Origin of the sequence: Solwaraspora sp. WMMD406, assembly GCF_029626025.1 — a bacterium.
GTDB lineage: Bacteria > Actinomycetota > Actinomycetes > Mycobacteriales > Micromonosporaceae > Micromonospora_E.
This window is the reverse complement of record NZ_JARUBF010000001.1, coordinates 6,880,847-6,903,665: the sequence shown is the minus strand read 5'-3', so window position 1 is coordinate 6,903,665 and position 22,819 is coordinate 6,880,847. Positions and strand designations below refer to the sequence as shown.

18 protein-coding genes are annotated in these 22,819 nt (G+C 71.6%); 13 read left to right on the top strand and 5 right to left on the bottom strand.

The annotated features are described in order from the left end of the window. The first annotated feature begins 39 nt into the window (after positions 1–39). The 3 genes from O7632_RS31005 to O7632_RS30995 all read left to right on the top strand — a co-directional run bounded on the left by O7632_RS31005 (position 40) and on the right by O7632_RS30995 (position 3,545). Complete coding sequence (locus O7632_RS31005; RefSeq protein ID WP_278119497.1) at positions 40–465, top strand: hypothetical protein; 426 nt, start codon at positions 40–42, stop codon at positions 463–465. A gap of 190 nt (positions 466–655) precedes the next feature. Then, a complete protein-coding gene (locus O7632_RS31000; protein ID WP_278120546.1) occupies positions 656–2,431 on the top strand; it encodes a serine/threonine protein kinase in 1,776 nt (591 codons plus the stop codon). A 103-nt stretch (positions 2,432–2,534) separates the two neighbouring features. Then, on the top strand, positions 2,535–3,545 hold the full coding sequence (locus O7632_RS30995; protein WP_278119496.1) for a hypothetical protein: 1,011 nt from the start codon (positions 2,535–2,537) through the stop codon (positions 3,543–3,545). 194 nt (positions 3,546–3,739) lie between these two features. Here O7632_RS30995 and O7632_RS30990 read toward each other — a convergent pair whose 3' ends face one another. Beyond that, positions 3,740–3,952 carry a hypothetical protein gene (locus tag O7632_RS30990; RefSeq protein ID WP_278119495.1) on the bottom strand — a complete coding sequence of 71 codons (213 nt, stop codon included), beginning with the start codon at positions 3,950–3,952 and terminating at the stop codon, positions 3,740–3,742. Here O7632_RS30990 and O7632_RS30985 point away from each other — a divergent pair. After that, positions 3,942–4,676 (top strand): transporter substrate-binding domain-containing protein, encoded by a 735-nt coding sequence (locus O7632_RS30985; RefSeq protein ID WP_278119494.1) that lies wholly within the window; start codon positions 3,942–3,944, stop codon positions 4,674–4,676. The two genes, O7632_RS30990 and O7632_RS30985, sit on opposite strands and share 11 nt — an antisense overlap. Further along, a complete protein-coding gene (locus O7632_RS30980) occupies positions 4,673–5,842 on the top strand; it encodes a hypothetical protein (protein WP_278119493.1) in 1,170 nt (389 codons plus the stop codon). Before O7632_RS30985 ends, O7632_RS30980 begins: the two co-directional genes overlap by 4 nt. Positions 5,843–5,907: 65 nt before the next feature. Here the strand turns inward: O7632_RS30980 and O7632_RS30975 are convergent, their stop codons facing one another. Next, a complete protein-coding gene (locus O7632_RS30975; RefSeq protein ID WP_278119492.1) occupies positions 5,908–6,585 on the bottom strand; it encodes a Crp/Fnr family transcriptional regulator in 678 nt (225 codons plus the stop codon). A gap of 298 nt (positions 6,586–6,883) precedes the next feature. Here O7632_RS30975 and O7632_RS30970 point away from each other — a divergent pair, with 298 nt between their 5' ends. The 6 genes from O7632_RS30970 (at position 6,884) to O7632_RS30945 (ending at position 12,337) form a co-directional block, all read left to right on the top strand. Then, positions 6,884–7,534: an adenosylcobinamide amidohydrolase gene (locus O7632_RS30970; RefSeq protein ID WP_278120544.1), complete on the top strand. Its 651-nt coding sequence runs from the start codon at positions 6,884–6,886 to the stop codon at positions 7,532–7,534. Between the two features lie 134 nt (positions 7,535–7,668). Beyond that, complete coding sequence (locus O7632_RS30965; RefSeq protein WP_278120542.1) at positions 7,669–8,790, top strand: CapA family protein; 1,122 nt, start codon at positions 7,669–7,671, stop codon at positions 8,788–8,790. 95 nt (positions 8,791–8,885) lie between these two features. After that, positions 8,886–9,695 carry an endonuclease III gene (gene nth / locus O7632_RS30960; RefSeq protein WP_278119491.1) on the top strand — a complete coding sequence of 270 codons (810 nt, stop codon included), beginning with the start codon at positions 8,886–8,888 and terminating at the stop codon, positions 9,693–9,695. 71 nt (positions 9,696–9,766) lie between these two features. Next, positions 9,767–10,402, top strand: a complete 636-nt coding sequence (locus O7632_RS30955; protein ID WP_278119489.1) for a TlpA disulfide reductase family protein — start codon at positions 9,767–9,769, stop codon at positions 10,400–10,402. Further along, a complete protein-coding gene (locus O7632_RS30950; protein WP_278119488.1) occupies positions 10,399–11,082 on the top strand; it encodes a CoA pyrophosphatase in 684 nt (227 codons plus the stop codon). Before O7632_RS30955 ends, O7632_RS30950 begins: the two co-directional genes overlap by 4 nt. Before the next feature lie 76 nt (positions 11,083–11,158). Continuing rightward, positions 11,159–12,337: a MarP family serine protease gene (locus O7632_RS30945; protein WP_278119486.1), complete on the top strand. Its 1,179-nt coding sequence runs from the start codon at positions 11,159–11,161 to the stop codon at positions 12,335–12,337. On the opposite strand, the gene mycP is transcribed toward O7632_RS30945, so the two are convergent. Beyond that, entirely contained in the window at positions 12,318–13,718 is a 1,401-nt protein-coding gene (gene mycP, locus O7632_RS30940) for a type VII secretion-associated serine protease mycosin (RefSeq protein ID WP_278119485.1), read from the bottom strand. The genes O7632_RS30945 and mycP overlap by 20 nt on opposite strands. 98 nt (positions 13,719–13,816) lie before the next feature. Beyond that, a complete protein-coding gene (gene eccCb, locus O7632_RS30935; RefSeq protein ID WP_278119483.1) occupies positions 13,817–17,872 on the bottom strand; it encodes a type VII secretion protein EccCb in 4,056 nt (1,351 codons plus the stop codon). 144 nt (positions 17,873–18,016) lie between these two features. On the opposite strand from eccCb, the gene eccD reads away from it, so the two are divergent. Continuing rightward, positions 18,017–19,504 carry a type VII secretion integral membrane protein EccD gene (eccD, locus tag O7632_RS30930; RefSeq protein WP_278119482.1) on the top strand — a complete coding sequence of 496 codons (1,488 nt, stop codon included), beginning with the start codon at positions 18,017–18,019 and terminating at the stop codon, positions 19,502–19,504. A gap of 35 nt (positions 19,505–19,539) precedes the next feature. Here the strand turns inward: eccD and O7632_RS30925 are convergent, their stop codons facing one another. Then, complete coding sequence (locus tag O7632_RS30925; RefSeq protein ID WP_278119480.1) at positions 19,540–20,046, bottom strand: inorganic diphosphatase; 507 nt, start codon at positions 20,044–20,046, stop codon at positions 19,540–19,542. A 1,193-nt stretch (positions 20,047–21,239) separates the two neighbouring features. Here O7632_RS30925 and dacB point away from each other — a divergent pair. Continuing rightward, entirely contained in the window at positions 21,240–22,760 is a 1,521-nt protein-coding gene (dacB, locus tag O7632_RS30920) for a D-alanyl-D-alanine carboxypeptidase/D-alanyl-D-alanine-endopeptidase (RefSeq protein ID WP_278119478.1), read from the top strand. Positions 22,761–22,819: the final 59 nt, after the last annotated feature.

Here is a 22,819-nt window from a genome sequence, read left to right as displayed (position 1 = left end):
GGGCCAGAGCCGGTGCCACTGTGGCCGGAAGGACCCCTTATGAAGTTGCCCCGTTCGATGTCGGGTTGGACCGTCGCCGCCTTCGGGGCCACGGCGCTGGTGATGGGCGTGATCGGGCTGGTGCAGCCGGACATCCTTTTGACGTCGCTCGGATTCGAGGTGGTGCCGGCGGCGGACCGGGCGCCGGGCGACCACACCCGTACCTTCATGGCGGCGTCGTCGATGGCATCGTTCAACATGGGGGTCTACTACCTGCTCGCGGCGGTCACCGACTGGCGGCCGTTTTTCCGCTTCACAGTGGTGTTCCGGTTGGTGACGACGGTGGTCTTCACCGTCCTGGTACTCACCGACGTCGCTCCGGCGCGGTTCGTCGGGGTCGCGCTGTGGGAGGCGGTCGGGGCGGCGGCGACCGGGGTCGCATTGCTGGTCGAGCGGCGGCGGGCGACCGCTGCGGTACGCCGCTGATCCGTCCTGGCGGGCGCCTGCCTCCGACCTGGAGGGCGCCTGCCGGTGTGCCCGGTGGGGTGCCTGTCGGTGTACCCGGCGCTGAACCGGCGGGCGCGTCGGATCGGGCCGGGCTGGGCTGACCGCCGGAGGTCTGGGTACCGTTTACGGTGTGAACGACAGACGGCCAAGCGCGCTGCCGTTCCCTTCGGTGCCGGGACTGTCAGATTTGTCAGTGTTCGCCCGAGGTGGTTATGCCACCGTCTACCGCGCGGTCCAGGAGTCGGTCGGCCGTGAGGTCGCCGTCAAGGTGGAAAATCGCGCGCTGGACAACGAGCGGGACCAGCGTCGCTTCATGCGCGAGGCGCGAGCCGCCGGACGGATGTCGTCGCACCCGCACGTGGTCGACCTGTTCGACGTCGGGGTGACCGCCGACCTTCACCCGTACCTCATCATGGAGATGTGCGACGGCTCCTACGCCGACCGGATGAAGACCTCGCCGCTGGACGCGTTCGAAACCCGCGACATCGGAGTCAAGATCGCCGATGCCTTGGCTGACGCACACCACCTCGGCGTACTGCACCGCGACGTCAAACCCGCCAACATCCTGTACTCCCGGTTCAACGAGCCGGCCCTGGCCGACTTCGGCCTCGCCGTACTGGTGGAGGCGCGCGACGCCTCGGTCACCCTCGAGGTGCTCACCCCCGCGTACGCCCCGCCCGAGTCCTTCGACCACCGGCCGCCCTCCCCGGCCGCCGACGTGTACGCCCTCTGCGCCACCCTGTACGCCATCATGCGGGGCAAACCGCCGAGGTGGGACGACGATCGCAATCCCAGCCTGATGATGCTGGTCGAGCTTTTCGATCGGCCGGTACCGGACCTGCCCGGCATCCATCCCGCGCTGACCGACGTACTGCGCCGGGGGATGGCCAACGATCCGCAGGACCGGCCCACGGCCGTGGCCCTGCGCGACATGCTGGCTGCTGTGCCGCTCGGCCAGCACTGGAGCCCTGCCGCTCCGCACCGGCCACCCTTCTCGATCGCGCCGGTGTCCGGCGGGCCGTCCACCGGGCCGCCGACCTGGCCGCCGACCGGGTCGCCGGGCCCGGCCTGGTCGGCGACTCCCACGGGAGACTTCCGCACCCCGTCACGGGCCGCGCCGGTCCCGTCCCAGCCGGCCGGACCGCCGGTCCCGTCCCAGCCGGCCGGACCGCCGGTCCCGTCCCAGCCGGCCGCGGAATGGTCCGGGGTGCCCTCCGCTGTCCACGCCGTGCCGCCCGGCGCGGCGATGCCGCCGGCCGGGCCGGGCCGGCCAGCCGGCACAGCGGGACCATCCGGACCGTGGAGCGCCGGGCATCCACCGCCGGCTCCCGACCAGCCCGATGCCCGGCCGGGCGGGCTCGTGGACCGACCACGGCTGCGTCGCCTGCTCGGTGGGCTCGGGGTGCTGGTGCTGCTGGCGATGACGAGTCTGGGGACCTGGATGGTGGCCACCGGTGCACCCCGAGGTCCGGTCCAGCCTCCGGTCGCCTCGGGATCGCCGGGCACCCCGGATCCGGTGCAGGCCGGCAACACCACCGACCCTGGTACGGGCGTACTGCCCGGCTGCCAGCTGCCCGTACTGGCGGACCTACGGTGCCCCGACGACCTGGAGTGTTTCGTGGGGCGGTTCGCGCCGGACCGGTCGGCCGGCATCACTGCCACCGCCTGCACCGGCCGGCACACCTGGGAGTCCTTCGCGATCGGGGACCTGCCGTCGGATCTGACCACGGCGGACCATTCGACCGTGCGCGCGGATCCGGCGATCCAAGCCGTCTGCAACGAACAGGTGTTCCGTACGATCACGCTGGTACTGGACACCCGGGACTGGGAGTTCGAGGTGCTGCCGCCCGACGCCGAGGCGTTGCGGGACGGAGACCGGACCTTCCGCTGCCTGGCCGGCAAAGGACCCGGCCGGCTGTACGGACCCACGCTCGCCGCGCGGTGACCTCTCACCGGGACGGCCGGTTTCGCGGTTATCCGCCGTGTCGAGGGTGATGTAGTGCTTAGGGTGGTTCTGCCAGGAATTCCCTGATGCGTCGAGGTGGCGGATGGACCAGTCGCGACAGGACCAGCCGACCCGGATCAGCCGGTGTCTGATCACCGGGACGACGCTGGCCTTCGTGGCCACCCTCATCATGGCGGCGTTCACCTGGCCGGCCGTCTACGCGCAGCCACGTGGCGTGCCGGTCGGCCTGGTCGGCCCCGAGTCGGCCGCTGCGGAGATGACCACGGCGTTGGAAAGCGCGCGTCCGCACGAATTCACGGTGATCAGGTACCCCACCAGGGAGGCCGCGGTCGCCGCGATCCGGCATCGGGAGGTGTACGGAGCGGTCGTCGTCGCCGAGCCACCGGAGCTGCTCGCCGCCTCCGGAGCCAGTACGGTGGCAGCCCAGCTGCTGACCGGGCTGGCCCCGATGCTGGCGGGCGGGGAGTCCGCGACCTCGGAGCGGATCACCGTGACCGATGTCGTTCCGCTGTCGAAGCACGACGACCAGGGCGCCGGGTTGAGCGCGTCCTTCTTCCCGCTGCTGCTCGGTGGCCTCAAGGGTGGGATCTTCATCGCGCTCGGCGTCCAGGGCACCACCCGACGACTGCTCACCCTCGCGGTCCTGGCCGGGGTCGCCGGAGTCGCGGTGGCCGTGGTCGGCCAACTGGCCTTTCGGATTCTCAGCGGTGCCCTGGTGCTCAACATCGCGGCCAGCGGATTGACCATCGCGGCGATCGCCGCCACCGTGATCGGACTGCGTAACCTCATCGGCTTGCACGGCGTCGGCGTCGGCACAGTGTTGATCATGCTGGTGGGTAGCCCGATATCCGCCGCCATGCTGCCGGTCGAGTTCCTCCCCGGCCCGTGGGGCACCGTCGGACAGTACTTTCCGCCGGGAGCGTCGGTGTCGCTCATCCGGACGATCTCCTACTTCCCCGACGCCTCCATGCTGAGCCAGTGGTCGGTGCTCGGCCTGTGGACTGTCGGCGGGGTGTCGCTGGCGATCGCGACGAGTCGACGTCCACAGGCGTGGGCCAGGTCGACCACACCGCCGAGCGCCAAGGCGGCCTGACCGCTGACCGCGTCCCGCGCGGCGACCTGCCGTACGCCACTTCGGCGAGAATCGACTGAACGGGCGAGCGATGTCGATTGCGCTGTGCGACTACATTGATGACGGCCGGCAAAGTGGACGGCCGTCGTATTGACGTCGGGACGGTGTGGGATCGCGGTTTAAGGGCTGGAGGCAGTCGTGGCAGATGCCGTGGGTCAATCGATCGCAACGCGTTCGAGCAGGTCACGCCAGCTGCTGACCACAGTGGTGGTCACACTCAGCCTGATTCTGACCACCGCCGCGACGTGCGAGGGCGAACAGGAGCCACCCCGCCGGTCCGTACAGGAGTTGCGCGAGCTTTCGACCATCAGCAACCGGGCAAAGCTGCGGATCGGGATCAACGACGCCTTTCCTCTGATGTCATACACCGAGCGGGGCGTACGCAAGGGCTTCGACGTCGAGGTGGGCCGCTACATCGCCAGCTCACTCGGCTTCGAAGGTGAGCAGCGTATCGAGTGGGTGACGCTGATCACCGAGGAGCGCATCACCGCGTTGCGGCAGGGCCGGGTGGACATCGTGATCGCCAGCTTCTCGATCACCGACGAGCGGGCCAGGGACGTCAGTTTCGCCGGTCCGTACCTGGTGACGACCCCCGAGGTGCTGATCGCGGCGGAGTACGCCGACCAGATTCAGACCATTCCCGACCTGCGCAAAGAGGAGATCAAGGTCTGCGCCGCCGGTGGTTCGACGACCGAGCGGTTGTTGACCGAGCGGGCGATCCCGTTCGAGGAGGCGGCCGGGCCGCCCGACTGTCGCGACGGCATCCTCGCTGGCAGATACCACGCGATGGTCTCCGACGAGACGATTCTGGCCGGGTTCAAGTCGCAGTATCCAGATCAGCTGCAGATCGTGGACATGCCGTTCGGAGTCGACGAGTCGCTCGGGATCGGCGTGCCGTTGGAGGACGAACACCTGCGCAACCTCGTGAGCTACTTTCTCGACAAGAGCTACCGGCAGAGCCAGGACGGTCGGACCACGGCCTGGGAGACGGCGTACACCAACAACCTCGGTCCCTGGCTGGGGCCGGCCGAGCAGCCGCCGCCGCTCGACGTTCCCGATCTCGTCGATCACGATGACAAAGTCGCCCGTTGAGCGCGGTGACGTCGCAGCGCCGGCTCCCCGGCGGGACGCCCCGGCACGCCGACGACGGGCAGACACCCGAAGAGGAACAACGTCGGGCCCGGTCGGCCCAACAGTTCTGGAGCATGGTCGTCGGTGCGCCCGCCATCGTCTCGGTGCTGCGCCTCGTCGTCGAATCCGGCGGCGAACTCCAGACGACTCTGCTGCTGGCGGCCAACGTCAACCCGGTCAACCTGGTCGCCGCCTTCGTCATCACCGCCAGCCGGCTGGTCTCCGGGGCGATGGTCGCGCTGTTCGCGATCAGCGCGGTGCTGACGGTCAGCGTCGACAACGACCCGGACCGCTGGCAGGACCGGCGGCCGTTGCTGGTGCGGTGGAAGCGGATCGTCCCGATCTGGTTCGTCATAGTCACCATCCTGGTCGCGGCGGTGACTTGGAAGATCCTCTATCTGCCGCTGCTACTGCCGGCCGTCGCGGCGATCTTCCAGCTGTCGCCGCGCCGGTTGCACGACCGAGTCGCGGTCCGGGTGTCGATCGTCGTGGCCCTGCTGCTCGGCTACTTCTGGCTGCTGGCACCCACCTTGGCCGACGCGGCCGCCGCTCGGGAATGGGTGGCGATGCTGGTGCTCGCCGCGCCACCGTTGCTCGCGCTGGCCGTGACCGGGCCGGTCCTGCCGGTCACCGTCCGGCCGCTGGTGGCGCTCGGGCAGCTGGCAATCATGATCATGATGATCTGGGCGTCGTACTCGATCGCGACCGCCCCGGTGCTTCCGCGTACCGTGACCTCCGTCGAGATCCCGACCGGCGGGCTCGGGGCGGCAACCGCCGCGGCGGCGACCGGGGACGCCGACTCGGGCGAGACGGCGACCGGCGAGATCGACCCGGTCCAAGCGGCGACTGACGAGACCGAAGCGATCGAGACCGAGGACATCCGGGGCAGCGTCGTCGCGGTCGACGACGTCAGCGTGGTGATCCTGCAGGAGCGGGGCGGCATTCGGTACGTACCGACGGACGCGGTCGTGTCCCGGGTGCTCTGCCCGAGTGAGGAGGATCTACCCCGCTACCGGCTCTGGGTGCACGACCTCCACGTCGAGGACTCCCTGCTCCAGGCGCTCGGCCGAAAGGTACGGCCGATAATCCCGGTCGACGCGGCATGCCGGGCGTCCGTCTCCCCGTGAGCGCCCGCAGCGCCCGTGAGCGCCGCAGCGTATCGCGGGTGCCGTCGCGTGTCGTGAGCGCCGAATCAGACCCGGGCCCGGCGGGCCAGCCGCTCCGGATCGAGGATGATGATGCTCTTGCCGTCCAGCCGAAGCCAGCCTCGGGACGCGAAATCCGCCAGCGCCTTGTTGACCGTCTCCCGGGAAGCACCCACCAACTGGGCGATCTCCTCCTGGGTCAGGTCGTGCGTCACCCGCAGCACCCCGCCGTCGCGGGTGCCGAACCGACCCGCCATCTGCAGCAGGTTCTTGGCGACTCGGCCGGGTACGTCGGTGAATATCAGGTCGGCCAGCGCGTCGTTGGTCCGCCGCAGCCGACGGGCCAACACCCGCAGCAGCTGCTCGGCGATCTCCGGCCGGTTGTTGAGCCACGGTCGCAGCGCCTGCTTGCGAAGCCGGGCCAGCCGGGTGTCGGTCACCGCGGTCGCGGTGGCGGTACGCGGTCCCGGGTCGAACAGCGAGAGCTCACCGACCATGTCGGAAGGACCCATGACGGCGATCAGGTTCTGCCTGCCGTCCGCGGCCCGTCGACCGACCTTGATCTTCCCGGTCAGTACGATGTACAGACTGTCACCGGGTTCGCCTTCGTTGAAGACGATCTCGCCTTTACGGGCCTCGATCGTCTCCATCTCCTTGGCGAGCGCCTCGGCGGCCTCCGGGTCCACGCCCTGGAAGATCCCGCTACGAGCCAGCACCTCGTCCATCGCGCACCTCCGCCTGCGCGGCGCATGCTCCCGGCACCCAGCCGTGACCTGCCGCGCGCAGTCAGTCTAGGTGCACTCCGCCCCTGACCGGATGCGCACCCTCCGAATCTTGATCCGGAAGCGTAACCCAACAGGGTGGATCCGTCGTTAACATGCACCGCCCCGACCGCCGACCGGTCCGCGTTCCGCGCCCAACAGGGTCACCTGCGCGACCGGCGGCGCGCACCGGTCACCGTATCGTCGGCTGGTGCCCGCAGACGTCGTCCGCCCGTGGTTCACCACCCGTACCGAAGACGGGTTGGTGTTGCCGGTCGCCTGTTGGTCGCTGGCCGATCCGCTACTGGCGATCAGTTCCGCACCGCTCGGCGGGGGTATCGGGCTGCGCTGGTGGGTGCTCAACGCGACAGTGCCCATGTCGTACCGGCGAGACGACCCCGACCGGCACCTCACCGACCTGGCCGATCTGATCGACCTGCGCGGACCCGGGGTCGGGCTGTTGACCGGCGTCGACGTGACGCGGACCGTCACCCGTACCGAGGCCGGGGTGAGCGTCTCGGCCACGGTCGGACTCGGCGCCCCGATCCTGGCCGCCGCGCCGGCCGGACCGGCGGCACCCCGGTCGTCGATCCGACCCGGCACGATCAACATCGTGGCGAGCATGCCGGTCCGTCTCGGCGAGGCCGCTCTGGTCAACGCGGTGGCCACGATCACCGAGGCGAAGGTGCAGGCGATCGCCGACCTCGGCCTGCGGGCGACCGGTACGGCCACCGACGCGGTGGTCCTGCTGTGCCCGGCACACGGGCCGGAGCAGCGGTACGGCGGACCCCGGTCGGCGTGGGGGGCGCGGCTGGCCCGAGCGGTCCACCGGGCCGTACGCGACGGGGGCACGAACCCAGGGAACGCCGGTGCGGCAGACCCCGATGGGGCCGACAGCACGACACGTCGCTAGACCAGCCGGACGGTGGTCGTCGGAACCGCTCGGTGGCCGGTAGGGTCACGCCAGTGACCGACGCGCAGCGTTCCTCTCGCGGCCGCAGGCGGCAGGCATCCGCCGCCGGCCGCCCTGTCCTGTCGATCGCCGTGATGACCGCCGTACTGCTGGTCGCGGTCATCGGTGGGATCGTCGCACTCGGCGGACTGGAGCGAACCACGGAGCCGCCGCAGTGGCAGTCGGCCGCTTCTCCGGCGGGGGTCATCGCCGCGCCGAGCCCGACTCCGGAACACGAGCCCGAGCCCGAGATCATCACCCTGTCGGCCACCGGCGACATCGTGCTCGGCAACGCCCCGGACCGGCTGCCCCCCGACGACGGCGAAGGCTTCTTCGACTCGGTCACCGAGGCGCTCGCGGCGGACGTGGTGATGGGCAACCTGGAGGAGCCGCTGACCGAGGACACCGGCACCGGCAAGTGCGGCCCCAACTCGACCCAGTGCCACCAGTTCCGCGCCCCGCCCCGGTACGCCGCGCACCTGCGCGAGGCCGGGTTCACCCTGTTGAACCAGGCCAACAACCACGGGTACGACTTCGGCGAAGCGGGTTACCGCAACACCCAGCAGGTCATCGAAGAGAACGGGATGCAACACACCGGCGCGGTCGACCAGATCGCCGTACTGGACGTCGACGGAGTGACCGTCGCGGTGGCCGGTTTCTCCTCGTACTCCCCGCCCAACAACAGTTTGATCGACCTCGACGCGGCGGCAGCCGTCGTCCGCCGCGCCGACGAGCTGGCGGACCTGGTCGTGGTGCAGGTGCACATGGGCGCCGAAGGGTCGGAGATGACCCGGGTGACCCCCGGCACCGAACTGTTCCTCGGCGAGAACCGGGGCGACCCGATGGCGTTCTCCCGCGCGGTGATCGACGCCGGCGCCGACCTGATCGTCGGGCACGGCCCACACGTACTGCGCGGCATGGAGTTCTACCAGGGACGGCTGATCGCCTACAGCCTCGGCAACTTCGCCGGCGGTGGCGGCACCCTGAGCAACAACGGTCGGCTCGGGTGGGGCGGGGTGCTCAAGGTCTCGCTCACCACCGACGGCGACTGGGTCGACGGAGAGTTCGTCGCCACCTTCATGAACGGCAACGGGCTGCCCACCCTCGACGAGCAGCGGCGCGGCCTCGACCTGGTGCGTGAGCTGTCCTCGTCCGACTTCCCGCAGACCGGCGCGCGGTTCGACGACGACGGCACCATCGCACCGCCGTCGGACTGACCTGCCCGCGCCCGCCCGTCGGACTGACACCGACGGCGACCGTACGGGCGTCGTGGTCCGCCCCCCACCGCGCGCGGCGACGTAGGCTGGCCGGCGTGAGTTCGTTCCCCGTCGCCTGTACGGAGCCCGCCCGGCAGCACCGCGAAACCGACCTGGCGCGCAAACGCCGTGCCCGCCGGATGGCCCGGCTGCTGGCCGAGGCACACCCGGACGCACACTGCGAACTCGACCACGACGGCCCGCTGCAACTGGCCGTGGCGACCATCCTGTCCGCCCAGTGCACCGACAAGCGGGTCAACGAGGTCACTCCCCGGTTGTTCGCCCGCTATCCGACCGCCGCCGACTACGCGGCCGCCGACCGGGCCGAACTGGAGGAACTGATCCGCCCCACCGGCTTCTTCCGCAACAAGACCGACTCGCTGATCAGGTTGGGTCAGGCCCTCACCGACAAGTACGCCGGAGCGGTTCCCCGGAAGTTGCCGCAGTTGGTGGCGCTGCCCGGCATCGGCCGCAAGACCGCCAACGTCATCCTGGGCAACGCCTTCGACGTGCCGGGCATCACCGTCGACACCCATTTCCAGCGGCTCGTCCGGCGCTGGCGGTGGACCGACGAGACCGATCCGGTCAAGATCGAACACGCGGTCGGTGCGCTGATCGAGCGCCGGGACTGGACGATGCTGTCCCACCGGGTGATCTTCCACGGGCGGCGGGTCTGCCACGCTCGCAAACCGGCCTGCGGCACCTGTACGCTCGCCCCGCTCTGTCCCGCGTACGGCACCGGACCGACGACATCCGCCGACGCGGCGCGGCTGTTGAAGGGTCCGCGCGCCCGCGAGCTGGCCGAACTGGCCGGCGTCTCCGCCGATATGGTGCCGGCCGACGCGGTCGTCGCGGAGGTCCCGTGATCCGGCGACCACGAGTCTGGCGACCACGAGTCCACCGCCCATACGGACGCCGCCCGTACGGACGGTGGCGGTTGCTGGCGCTGGTCGTACCGGTGCTCCTGGTCGCCGGCTGCACCGGTGACCCGGTGACGCCGGCCGCGACCGAGCCGGTGCCGTTCGCCGACTGCGCGCGGTTGACCGCCCCGCCGGTCGAGGCGGTCGGGGACGCGGACGCGGCCCTCGGGGACGTGGCCGCAGCCACGACGGGGGACGCCGACCCAAGCCGGGCGGCGGGCCCGGCGGCGACGCCGCTACCGACGCTGAGCCTGCCCTGCTTCGCCGACGGTACGGCGGTCGACGTCGCCGCGCTTCGCGGACCCGCGGTGATCAGCCTCTGGGCATCGTGGTGCCCCCCGTGCCGCGACGAACTACCCGTCCTGCAGCGGCTGTCCGACCGTACCGCCGGACAGTTGCACGTGATCGGCGTCAACACCGCCGACGATCGCGGCCGGGCGCTCGACCTGGCGAACGATCTGGGGCTGAGCTTTCCCAACCTGGTCGACCCGCAGGAGCGGCTGCGCCGGGCGGTGCGGCGCGTCGGCCTGCCGTTGACCATCGTCGTCGACGCCCGAGGCGACATCCGGCTGCTGCATCAGGAGAGCGAACTCGACGACGCCGCCCTCGCCGAACTGGTGGAACACGAGCTGCGTGTGACGGTGGCGCCGTGACGTCGACCCCGCCACCACCATCGTGGTGGGAGCCACTGCTGACCCGGGTACGCTCCGCCCGTACCGCCGATTTCACGCCGCTGCCCACCCCGTCGGCCGGCGGTCGCGCCAGCGCGGTGCTGGTGCTGCTCGGTGAGGACCAGCCGGGTGAACCGGACGTACTCCTGCTGCAGCGCGCGGCGACGTTGCGCAACCACGCCGGGCAGCCGGCCTTTCCCGGCGGCGCGGCCGACCCCGACGACGTCGACCTGCGGGCCACCGCGCTGCGGGAAGCCGAGGAAGAGGTCGGGCTCGACCCGAGCAGCGTCACGGTGCTCGCCGACCTGCCGCGACTGTGGATTCCGGTGAGTGGATTCGTGGTCACGCCGATCCTGGCCTGGTGGCATCGGCCGCATCCGGTGCATCCCCGCGAACCCGCCGAAGTGGCCCACGTCACCAGGATGCCGATCAGAGAGCTGGTCGACCCGGACAACCGGCTGCAGGTCCGGCACGCCAGCGGCTGGGTCGGACCCGCCTTCCAGCTGCGCGGCATGCTCGTCTGGGGATTCACCGCCGGGGTGCTGTCGACCCTGCTGGAGATGGCCGGTTGGTCCGGTCCGTGGCCGGCCGACCGGATCATCGACCTGCCGCCGTCGCCGCCGACCGTGAGCTCGCCGGAGCCCGTCGCCGGGCCGGGCTGAGCGACCCGACCGGGAACCGCTCGTCGAACCACGTGTGCCGCCGGGCGGGTCCGGCGTGTCCCCGTAGTCTTGACGGGTGTCCGCCGTCGACGTCGTGCTGTTGTTGCTCATGCTGGTCTTCGCCATCAGCGGTTACCGCCAGGGTTTCGTCATCGGGGTGCTCTCCTTCGCCGGCTTCCTCGGCGGTGCGTTGATCGGCCTGCAGGTGGGCCCGTTGCTCGCACAGCAGTTCGCCGACAACGCGCTACGCGTGGTGGTGTCCCTGATCGCGGTCTTCGGCCTCGCCGTGCTCGGACAGACACTGGCCGGCTGGGCCGGCTCACGCCTGCGGCACGCCATCACCAGCCCGGCCGGCCGCCGGGCCGACGACGTCGGCGGAGCGGTGATCTCCCTGGTGGCGGTACTGCTGGTGGCCTGGCTGGTCGCGGTTCCGCTCGGATCGTCGTCGTTTCCCGGGCTGGCCGGCGCGGTCCGCAACAGCGCCCTGCTCAACGGCGTCGACCGGGTCATGCCCTCCCAGGCGCAGGCCCTGTCCAATGCGCTCCGTGACACGGTGGACACCCGGGGCTTCCCGACCGTCTTCGGTGACCTGGCGCCGACCCGGGTCCGGGAGGTGCCGCCGCCTGACCCGGCGCTGGCCGGATCCGAGGTGGTGGCGAGCGCGCAACGCAGCGTCGTCAAGGTGCTCGGTTCCGCGCCGCGCTGCTCCCGCCGGATCGAAGGTTCCGGGTTCGTCTACGCCGAGGACCGGGTCATGACCAACGCCCACGTGGTCGCCGGCACCCAGACCGTCGCGGTCGAACTGCAAGGAGAACGGCACAACGGCCGCGTCGTCGTCTACGACCCGGATCGCGATCTGGCCGTCGTCTACGTTCCCAACCTGCCGGCCCCGGTCATGCCGTTCGCCGACCGACCGGCACCGACCGGGACCGACGCCATCGTGCTCGGGTTCCCGTTGGACGGGCCGTACGACGCCCAGTCCGCCCGGGTCCGCGACATCGGTCCGATCACCGGACCGAACATCTACGACGACGGTGACGTCAACCGCGAGGTCTACACGATCCGGGCCCTCGTTCGAAGCGGCAACTCCGGCGGTCCGCTGGTCTCGGCCAACGGCCTGGTCCTCGGAGTGATCTTCGCCGCCGCGGCGGACGACCCGAACACCGGGTTCGCGGTCACCGCCGAGGAAGCGTCGGCAGCGGCGAACCTGGGGATCGGCAGCACCCGCCAGACCGCTACCGGGGAGTGCGCCTGAGCAGCGAACCTGAGCCGGTGGGCCGCAGTGGCGGCGTCGGCCTGGTGGGCGTGAGCGGCGGAGCCGGCCCAGTGCCAGCCGCCGGCCCAGTCACCCGGTACATCCGGTGGGCCAGCCACAAGCCGGTGCCGACGACCACCACGATCAGCGCGCCACCGCTGAACAACCCCGGCCCGGACCGTTCGGCATCGTCGTCGACCGGCCCGATCGCCCAGCCCGCACCCTGATCGTCGCCGTTCGGACCGGTCAGCCGGGCCGCGCTACCGGACAGCGTCGGGGCCGGTGACTCCAGACCGGGAGCCGGACCGAAACCGACGACGCCGGGCGTCGCGTTGTCGTCGAGCGGATTGCGCGCCGCCGGGGCCACCCCACTGGTCAGCGCCGCCACCGGATCGACCATGCCGTAGCCGTACCGGTCGTCGCGTCCGGGCTCGCCCAGATCCCGTGCGGTCTCGATCAGCCTGGTGACGACAGTGCCGGCGGACATGTCCGGCCAGCGGGACCGGACCAGGGCCGCGGTCGCGGCCACCAACGGGGCGGCGAAGCTGGTCCCCTGAACCCGCCAGTAGCCGTCCGGCCGGGCACCGACCAGGCCGGTCGCCGGCGCGGTCAGCACCGTCTCCGGCCCACTGATCGAACCCGACCACAGGCTGTCGCCCGCGCGCTCGTCCGTACGCTCCAACCCGGCGACGGCGATCACCCCGGGTTCCCGGGCCGGGTACCACACCCTCGACGAGTTGGTCGACGAGACGTTGCCGGTGCAGGCGACCACCACCACGTCCTTGGCGAACGCGTAGTCCAACGCGGCAGCCAGGGCCGGGCTGTCGCCGCCACCACCGAGCGACAGATTGATCACCCGTGCGCCGTTGTCCACCGCCCACCGGACCGCCCTGGCCACGACCATCGCGTCGTCGTACCGGTTCTCCTCGTCCAACACCCGCACCGGCAGGATCCTGGCGTCCGGGGCGAGGCCCAGCACCCCGGTGTCGTCGTCACCCCGCCCGGCTATCAGACCGGCGACCGTGGTGCCGTGCCCAACCGGATCCGACCGGCCGTCCCCGTCGTCGACGTAGTCCATCCCCGGCAGCACCTGGCCGGCGAGGTCCACATGAGTGGCATCGACCCCGGAGTCGATCACGGCGACCGTGACGCCGGCTCCGGTGGAATGCTGCCAGGCGGCCGCCGCGTCGAGCGAGCGGAGCTGCCACTGGTCGTCGCGGATCGCGTCGAACCGGACCGGCAACGCGGCGACGGTGCCGGACGGAGCCGCGTGCGCCGCCGCCGGCACCAGCACCGCACCCGACGCGCTCAACACCATCAGCAGCGCCGCCCCGGCCAGCCGCCGGGCGACGCTGCGTGGATGGCGCGGCAACGACGTCACAATGCGGCCTTCTCACCCCAGCTGACACATGCTGCACGGAGGTTACCGCGAATTCGGCCCACAGAAGCAGACTTGGGAAGTCTTCTCCGGCGGCGTGGTCACTCCGGCGGCAGGTAGGCCAGTTGCACCAGCCGATCGCCTTCCCGACGGGTGACCAACCGGCCACGACCCGGCGGTAACCGGGTGGCTCGCACGTCGCCGATCAGCGGACCTTCGTCCCGGTCTCCGGAAAGGACCAGCCCGGCGGCCGGAAGCTCGACCAACCGCTGCAGCACCGGCTCGAACCGGGCCCGCGACGCGCCGCCCGTCCGCCGGGCCAGCACCAGGTGCAGGCCGACGTCGCGGCCCTGAGGCAGGAATTCGAGCAGCGGCGTCAGCGGGTTGGCCGGGCCGGCGACGAGGTCGTAGTCGTCGACCAGAACGAACAACTCCGGTCCCGACCACCAGGACCGGGCCCTGAGCTGCTCGGCGGTGACGTCCGGGCCGGCCAACCGGTCCCGCAGGTAGCCGGCGGCCGACTCGATCAGCTCGGCGGCGTGCGACGCCGAGCTGCCGTAGCCGATCAGATGGTCCGACGTCACCGCACCGAGCAGGCTGCGTCGGTAGTCGATCAGCATCAGGCGGGCCTGCTCCGGGGCGAACCGCCGGGCCACCGAGACCGCCAACGCCCGCAGCAGGCTCGACTTGCCGGACTCCGCGTCGCCGAAGACCACCAGGTGCGCGTCGACGCCGAAATCGACAAGCGCCGGCCGGAGATCCGCCTCGGCGATGCCGATCGCCAGCCGCAGCCCGTCGAGGGCGGTCCGGTCGAGATCCGCGTACGGCAGCTGATCCGGCAGCAGCCGTACGGGCGGAGCCGGCCGACCCGGCCAGGCCCCAGCGATCGCGGCCACCAGGGCGGCGGTGCCCGTACCCACGGTGGGAACCTCGGCCAGCGCGGTCAGCAGGTGCAGTCCGTCGCTGGTGATTCCGCGTCCCGGCGTCCCCTCCGGTACGTTCGCGGCGGATCGCCGCGAGACCACCGAGTCGATCGGATCGCCCAGCCGCAGCTCCAGCCGGGAACCGAACAGGTCCCGTACGGCCGGCCGGAGGTCTGCCCAGCGGGGTGCCGAGGCGACCAGGTGGACGCCGTACGAGAGTCCCCGGGTGGCCAGGTCGGTCAGCGGCGCTTCGAGGTCGTCGTACTCGGCGCGCAGCGTCGGCCAGCCGTCGACGACGAGGAACACGTCGCCGTACGGGTCGTCGAGGCGGTGCGGACCGGCCCGGTACGCCGCCATCGACTCCACCCCGGTGTCGGCGAAGCGCCGTTCACGGTCGGCGAGCAGCGCGGTGACCTCGGCGACGGTACGGCGTACCGCAGCGGTGTCGGTCCGGGCGACCACGCCGCCCACGTGCGGCAGGTCGCGCAGTCCGGCCAACGTCCCGCCGCCGAAGTCGAGGCAGTAGACCTGTACCTCGGCGGGGGTGTGGGTAAGTGCCAACCCGCAGATGAGGGTGCGGATCAGCTGGGACTTGCCGCTCTGCGGTCCACCGACGACGGCGACGTGCCCGGCCGCCCCGTCCAACGTCAGCCACGACACGTCGCGGCGTTGCTCGAACGGTTTGTCGATGATCGCGACCGGTACCCGTAGCCGGCCGACGATCCGGTCGTCGACGGCGGTCAGGCCCCGGCCGGGCACCGGACGCACCGGGCCGAGCAGCATCTCCAGGCTCGGTGCGTCGGCCAGCGGCGGCAACCACACCCGGTGCGCCGGCGGGCCGTGCCGGGACAACCGGCCGACGACCACGTCCAGCAGGCTCGGTCCGGTCGTGGCGGTTTCGGCGGCGGGTTCGTCGTCCGTACCGGTCGGCAGCTCGGGATCCGGTGCCGGCGCCGGCAGCGGCCGGGTGTCGAAGCCGAGCAGCCGGTACCTCCACTGGCCGCCACCGCCTGCGCCACCGTCTCCGGCCCGGCGCGGTGCCGGACGTCGGTACCGGCCCGACACGTACGCGGACCTGAACCGGACCAACGGCTCGGTGCCGGACGTGAGAAAACCGTGCCCGGGTTCGCGCGGAAGCTGGTAGGCGTCGGGGACGCCGAGTACCGCGCGGGACTCCAACGCGGAGAAGGTCCGCAGCCCGATCCGGTACGACAGATGGGTGTCCAGCCCACGTAGTCGTCCCTCGTCCACCCGCTGCGAGGCGAGCACCAGATGCACCCCGAGGGAGCGGCCGAGCCGTCCGATCTGCAGAAACAACTCGATGAAGTCGGGCTTGGCGGAGAGGAGCTCGGAGAACTCGTCACAGACGACGACCAGCGCCGGCAGCGGCCCGAGGTCGGCCCCGGCGGCCCTGGCCCGCAGGTAGTCCCGCCGGCTGCCCAGGTCGCCGGCGCGGCGGAGGAGTTCCTGCCGGCGGACCAGCTCGCCGTTGATCGCGTCGGCCATCCGGTCGACCATCGGCAACTCGCGCGCCAGGTTCGTGATCACCGCGGCGGTGTGCGGCAGCCGCTCCAGCGCCGAGAAGGTCGCCCCACCCTTGAAGTCGACCAGCACGAAGTTCAGCGCCTCCGGCGAGTGCGTCATCGCCAGGCCGAGGACCAGCGTACGCAGGAGCTCGGACTTGCCTGACCCGGTCGCGCCGATGACCAGTCCGTGTGGGCCCATCCCGCCGAACGCCGACTCCTTGAGATCGAGCTCCACGGGTTCGCCGTCCGCCGAGACGCCGATCGGCACCCGCAGTTGCCGCCGGTCCGTGGCGTCGCCGGACCGCCCGTTGATCGACGTGCGGCTGTTCAGCAGCCGGAGGAGGTCGGGTTCGATCGCCGTCGCGGCCGGGGCCGGCCGTACCGGTCCGGGTAGCCGCAGACCGGCGAGCTGGCGGGCGACCACCTCCGCCTCGACGACGCTGAGCTTGTCGGCGATGCCGACGTCGGTCGTCGTGTCCAGGCTCTGGCTGGTCAGCTCACCGTCGGGCCCCAGCCGCAGCGCCAACGTGGCACGGTCGAGCAGGCGTGCGGCGGGTCCGCCGACCTGGATGACGGTCAGGCCTTCGACGCCGCCCTCACGATCGAGAACACCACCGGGGACACCACCGGGAACGCCACCGGGAACGCCACCGTGGCGCGGGCTCTCCGCGCTGTCGGAGCCGGCGTCCGCCACCACCGCCGGTGAATCCACCAGGGCGGTCCCGTCGAGCACGACCACCAGGTGCGGGCCGGTGCTGGTGCTCCCCGCCCGGACCGGTCCCCGGCCGGCGAGCAGCGGCTCCAGCAGGTCTTCCAGCTCGGCGACGTCGCTGGTGACCAGCCGGAGCGGTCCGGCGGCATCGGTACGGCCGGGATGCCGCGCGTGCGGCAGCCACTTCACCCACTCCCAGTGGCCGCGCCGGTCGGGGCTTGCGCACACCGCGATCCGCAGGTCGTCCGGCGCGTGGAAGACAGCGAGCTGGACGAGCATGGCCCGGGCCAACGCCCCGGCCCGATCGGTCGTCGCCCCGGCCTGGTCCGTCGTCGCCCCGGCCAGGAGGATGATCCGGGCGAATCCCCGTAGGGCCACCGCGACCGGCAGGTCCGGCACCACCGTGTACGAATCCAGGAACCGCCGTAGCGCATCTGCGGTCAGCGGCTCCACGTCCTCCACCGGCGGGGTCGGTGGCGCGACGAGGGTGGTGGCGAGCGGCTGTGGCCCGACGCCGATCCGGATCACCCCGAAATCGTCGTCGAGGCCGCGTCGTTCCCAGACCCGGAAGCTGGTCGCCGTGGACCAGAGCTGGTCCGGGTTCGGGTGCCGGTAGTAGAGCCCGACACGTTGCCGGAGGGCTACCCGCCGTACCTGTCGCCGCAGGCCGGCCAGCTGGCGCAGGTAGTCGCGCCGGGCGGCGATCATCTCTGCCTTGCGGGGGGCGGTCGTGCCGTTGCCCCACGCGGTGGCCAGCATCGCCAGCGACGAGACGCCGAACACCGCGCCGACCACGTACGAGTACGTCCCACCGCCCCGGCCGAACATCATCGCCATCGCGACCGAGCCGCCCAGCATCGGCAGCAGCATCAGTAGTTGCTGCCAGCGTGCCCCGGTCTGGGCTGGCAGCTCCGGCGGTGGCGCGAGCCGGATCTCCCCGGTCGGGATCTCCGGGGCCGGCCGGCGTTGAGGTCGCTTGAGGACGGTGCTACCCATCGCGCCAGTTAACACTTCGGACGGTGTGCGCGAAACCCCGTCCACGATCGGAATCCGGCGTGTTCGGTACGGGGCGTTCGCGTGACGGTGGGTAAAGTGCGGGCGTTCGGCTGCCGGTGGTCCAGTGTGCCTTACGGAGGATCGATGAGCGTGCCGCTTGCCCGGGTCACCATCCGTGGGCCCCGGCGTCGGTTGGACCTCGCGCTACCGGAGCACGTCCCGGTGGCCGAACTGCTGCCGGAGATGCTGCGCCACGCCGGTGACGGGCTCGCCGACGAGGGCGAACGGCATGGTGGATGGGTGCTGTGCCGAGCGGATGGCAGCCGGCTCGTCGTGACGCGGCCGTTGCGCCAGCAGGGCGTCCGGGACGGTGAGGTGCTGCATCTGGTGCCGGGGTGGGACCAGTGGCCGGAGCCCGAGTACGACGACGTCGTCGAGTCGATCGCCGACGCCGCCCGGCGGCACACCAGAGTCTGGTCCGCGTCGGTCACCCGCGTCTGCGCACTGGCCGTCGCGGGCCTGTTCCTGGGGGTGGCCTGGCTGGTCCTGTTGCGGAACGGGTTCGCCCAGGCCTCGTCGACGGCGTTAGCGATCGCGGCGGGACTCACCGCCGCCGGGGTGCTGGCCGCTCGGGCGTACGGGGACCGGAGCGTCGGTGTCGTCCTCGGCGGCTACGCGTTGCCGTACTTCTTCGCCGCGGGCGTCCTGCACGGCGGTTCCGGCCGGACCGGATCCTCCGGCGATCTGATCGGGCCGACCGACCTGCTGGGGCCGACTTCGACGCAGGTGCTCGCCGGGTCGGTGCTGCTCCTGATCGGCGGTCTGTCGTCGATCGTCGGCATCGCCGCCGGGCTGCCGGTCTTCGCCGCAGCGGTGACCGTCGCGGTCCTCGGCGGCATCGCGGCCACGGTGTCGGCGACGGTCACCGACTCGGTCGGTGCGGCGACGCTGCTCCTCGTCGTGGTGGTCTGCGGCATCGGTCTGCTGCCGCTGCTCGCGGTCAAGCTTGGCCGGGTCCCGGTTCCGGGCGTGTCGCCGGCCGTGTCGCCGCACGTGGACGAGCGGGCCACGACCGGGTTCGCGGTGGTGTCGGACGACGTCGGTCCAGACCCGGTGGTGGGTCGGTCCGGTCGTGGGTCGGCGGACGAGCTCGCGGTTCGGGAGCGGTCGGTGCTCCGGTCGGTGTCGCGGGCCGAGGAACTGTTGACCGGCATGCTCGCCGGGTACGCCGTGTCGGCGGTGGGCGCGAGCGTCGTACTGGTGTCGGCCGGTGGGTCGGCCGGGCGGGTGCTGGTCGGCGTCGGCGCGGTGGCGCTGCTGCTGCGGTCGCGCACCTTCGTCGCGGTACGGCAACGGTTGCCGCTGATCACCTGTGGCGTGCTGGGCGTCGTGGTGCTCGGGGTGGGTGTGCTGGCGCCGGCCGGTCCCGAGGCGGTCCGGTCCCTGGCGCTGGCGGCGGGAGTTCTGGCGCTGGCGGTGGTGGCGGCGGGTGGTCGCTACGCCACCCGCCCGCCGTCGCCGTACCTGAGTCGCACCGCCGACGTGCTGGAGACCGGCCTGGTGGTGTCGGTCGTCCCGGTGGCCGGTGCGGTTCTGGGGCTCTATTCGTGGGCTTCCGGGTTGCTCGGCTGACCCGGTGGGCGACGCCGTTGGTCCCGGAGGTTCGGTCAGTGTGCCGCTTCGCCGCGTTCGAGGGCGGCCTCTCGGCGACGGAACGAGGCCCGGATCTCGGCCTCGGCCTCGACCCGGCCGACCCAGGTCGCGCCCTCCACCGACTTGCCGGGCTCCAGGTCCTTGTAGACGACGAAGAAGTGCTGGATCTCCAGCCGATCGAACTCGCCGAGGTGGTGGATGTCCCGCAGGTGCTCCTGGCGAGGGTCCTCGTAGGGAACGCACAGCACCTTGTCGTCGGCGCCTTTTTCGTCTTTCATCCGAAACATGCCGATCGCCCGGCATCGGATGAGGCATCCTGGGAAGGTGGGTTCTGGTACGAGCACCAAGGCGTCCAACGGGTCGTCGTCCTGCCCGAGGGTGCCTTCGATGAAACCATAGTCCGCTGGGTACTGCGTCGAGGTGAACAATGTGCGGTCCAGCCGGATCCGGCCGGTCGCATGATCGACCTCGTACTTGTTCCGGTGACCCTTAGGGATCTCAACCGTGACGTCGAAATCCATCTCGCCCCCTCGTCGCCCGCGCTGGCTACGGAAACAGAGCGGTACCGTCGCGCGGACGTTGCCCCGCCCGCACGTTCCGGCTGCCGCTCGTTGTGTGTACGCAAGTAGTGTCGCGTAGTCGGTTCGCCGCGTGGGAGGTGGGGCCAGTGGGGAGGGATGATTCACAGTCGGTGGGGACCTCGGATGTGCCAGTCACCCCTGTCAGCCCGGTCGTATCGCCCGAGAGTGAAGTTGATTTGACTCTGAGTGAAGGTGGGTCGGCGCCGATGTCCGCGATCCCCTCGGCCGAGAAGTCGGCGGAGAAGTCGGTCGAAAAGTCGGAGAAAGAGCCGGCCGAGAAACCGGGACAGGTGCCGGTCGACGTGCCGACTGAGACAGCTGCCGAGCAGCCGGAAGCGACGTCCGTCGAGAAGCAGGCCGCCGACGAGGCTCCGCCATCGACCGAACCAACCGATTCCGATCCACGAGTCGACTCGACTTCGGTGCGTACGCCAGCAGCAGACTCGGCGACGGAACAGCCGCCAGCTGACCCGGCGGCGACCGAAGAGCCGGTCTCCGCCGGGACCGCTGAAGCCGGGACCGCTGGAGCGGAAACCGCCGAAGCGGAAACCGCCGAAGCGGAAACCGCTGGAGCGGAAACCGCTGGAGCGGAAACCGCTGGAGCGGAAACCGCTGGAGCCGAGGAGACCGCGTCCAAGACGGCACCCGAGCCGGTGGTCGATACCGCGGTGTCACCGCCGCCACCGGACCACCCTGCGCGGACCGCGTCGCAGACGACGACAGATGAGTCGCCTGAGTCGCCGACGACGGATGAGAGGCACGAGCCGCCACCGCCACTGTCCGCCGCGCCGGCCGCCCCACCGGCTTCAGCCGCCACGCCACCGGCTCCGGTGTCACCGGCCACTGGCCGGGCCGCCGTGACCGGTCCAGGAAGCGGTATCGCTGGCCGAGCGACCGTCGCCCAGCCCGGAGCGGGACTCGGCACCGGTGCCACCCAACGCGGTCGGGCATCGGTCCCGGTACGCGGTACCGCTCGACCGGTCACGGTGCCGTCCGCCGCTCAACGGCCGCCGAGCGCCCCGGTCTCCCGGTCTGCGCCGGTGACACCGCCTGCGGCCCCCGTACCGCCTGCGGCCCCCGTAGCGCCTGCGGCCCCGCCCGCCGGCCGACCGCCCCGACCATCGCGGACCTCGTTGCTGGTCGCCCTGGTCACGGCGGCCCTCCTGCTGCTGGGCGGTACGACGGTCGTGGTGCTGCGGCCCGGGCCGGTGGCCGACTGGCTCGGCGCGGCACCGGCCAGCCCGAGTCCCAGCCCGTCCGTCGAACCAACCCCTGGGCCGGTGCTCGCTGGCTTCGCCACGGACGCCCCGATGCCGAGCCCCGCCCAGCTCGCCGACGTGTTGCCGCAGGTGCTCGCCGCATCGGGCCTCGGCAGCCGGGTGCACGTCTCGGTGCGGGACGTGGCGACCGGGACGGTGCTGTTCGGCGCGGGGCCGACCGTGCCGACCATGCCGGCGTCGACCACCAAACTGGTGACGGCGGTGACCGCACTGGCCGCCGTGGGACCGGCCCACCGGATCGCCACCCGGGTGGTCGCCGGTGCGGCACCCGGCGAGGTCGTCCTGGTGGGCGGGGGCGATCCGACCCTCGGCATCAACGAGACCGCCTTCTACCCGGGAGCGGCCCGGCTCGACGAGTTGGCGGCCAGCACCCGTGCCGCGCTCGGCGACGTCGCGCCGACCAAGGTGACGATCGACGCCACGCTCTTCACCGGCCCCGCCTTCGGCCCGGGCTGGGACGACGACATCCCGACCGGTGGCTACGCCGCCGCGATCACCGCGCTGATGGTCGACGGCGGGCGGTCCAACCCGACGGCCGGAAAGGGCTGGGCCCAGCGGTCCTCGGCGCCGGACCTGGCGGCCGGCCGCGCCTTCGCCCGCGCCCTCGGCCTGCCGCCCGAGGCGGTGACAGCGGCGCCGGCCGGATACACCGACCAACTCGCCGGGCCGACGGCCGACCCGTCCGGCGGTACCGGACCGGTCGCCGGAGCTCCGGGGCAGAACCCGACCGGGAACCCGGCACCCGGCGGTTCCGCGACGGCCGACCCGAGCGGCGGACCCGACACCGTACGACCTGGTTTGGAGCTCGCCCGAGTCGAGTCGCCGCCGATGGTCAGCCTGGTCGAGGTGATGTTGGCCGACAGCGACAACGTGGTGGCCGAGGCGCTGGCCCGGCAGGTCGCCATCGCCCGTGGCGAACCGGCGTCGTTCGCCGGCGCCGCCGCCGCGATGGACACCGTACTGGCCGAGATCGGGCTGGACGCCGACCAGAGCGACCTGCGCGACGGCAGCGGCCTGTCCCGGCTCAACCGGGTGTCACCGGCGTTGCTCACCGAGCTGATCGTGCTCGCCGGCGGCGGCAGCCGGCCCGAACTGACCAGCATCTTCTCCGGGCTGCCGGTGGCCGGCTGGTCCGGCACGCTACAAGGTCGATACCGGGGATCGGCCGACCCGGACCAGGCCGGCGCGGGCATGATCCGGGCCAAGACCGGTTCACTGTCCGGGGTCAACTCCCTGGCCGGTACGGTCACCACCGCCGACGGCAGACTTCTCGCGTTCGCGGTGCTCGCCGACGCGGTGCCGTTGTACATCGACGCCGCTCAAGCAGCGCTGGACCGGATAGCGGGCACGTTGGCGACCTGCGGCTGCCGCTGAGCGACAGCGGTGCACCGCTGTCGCTCAGCTGACTCGGGGCACCGCTGTCGCCGAGTGAC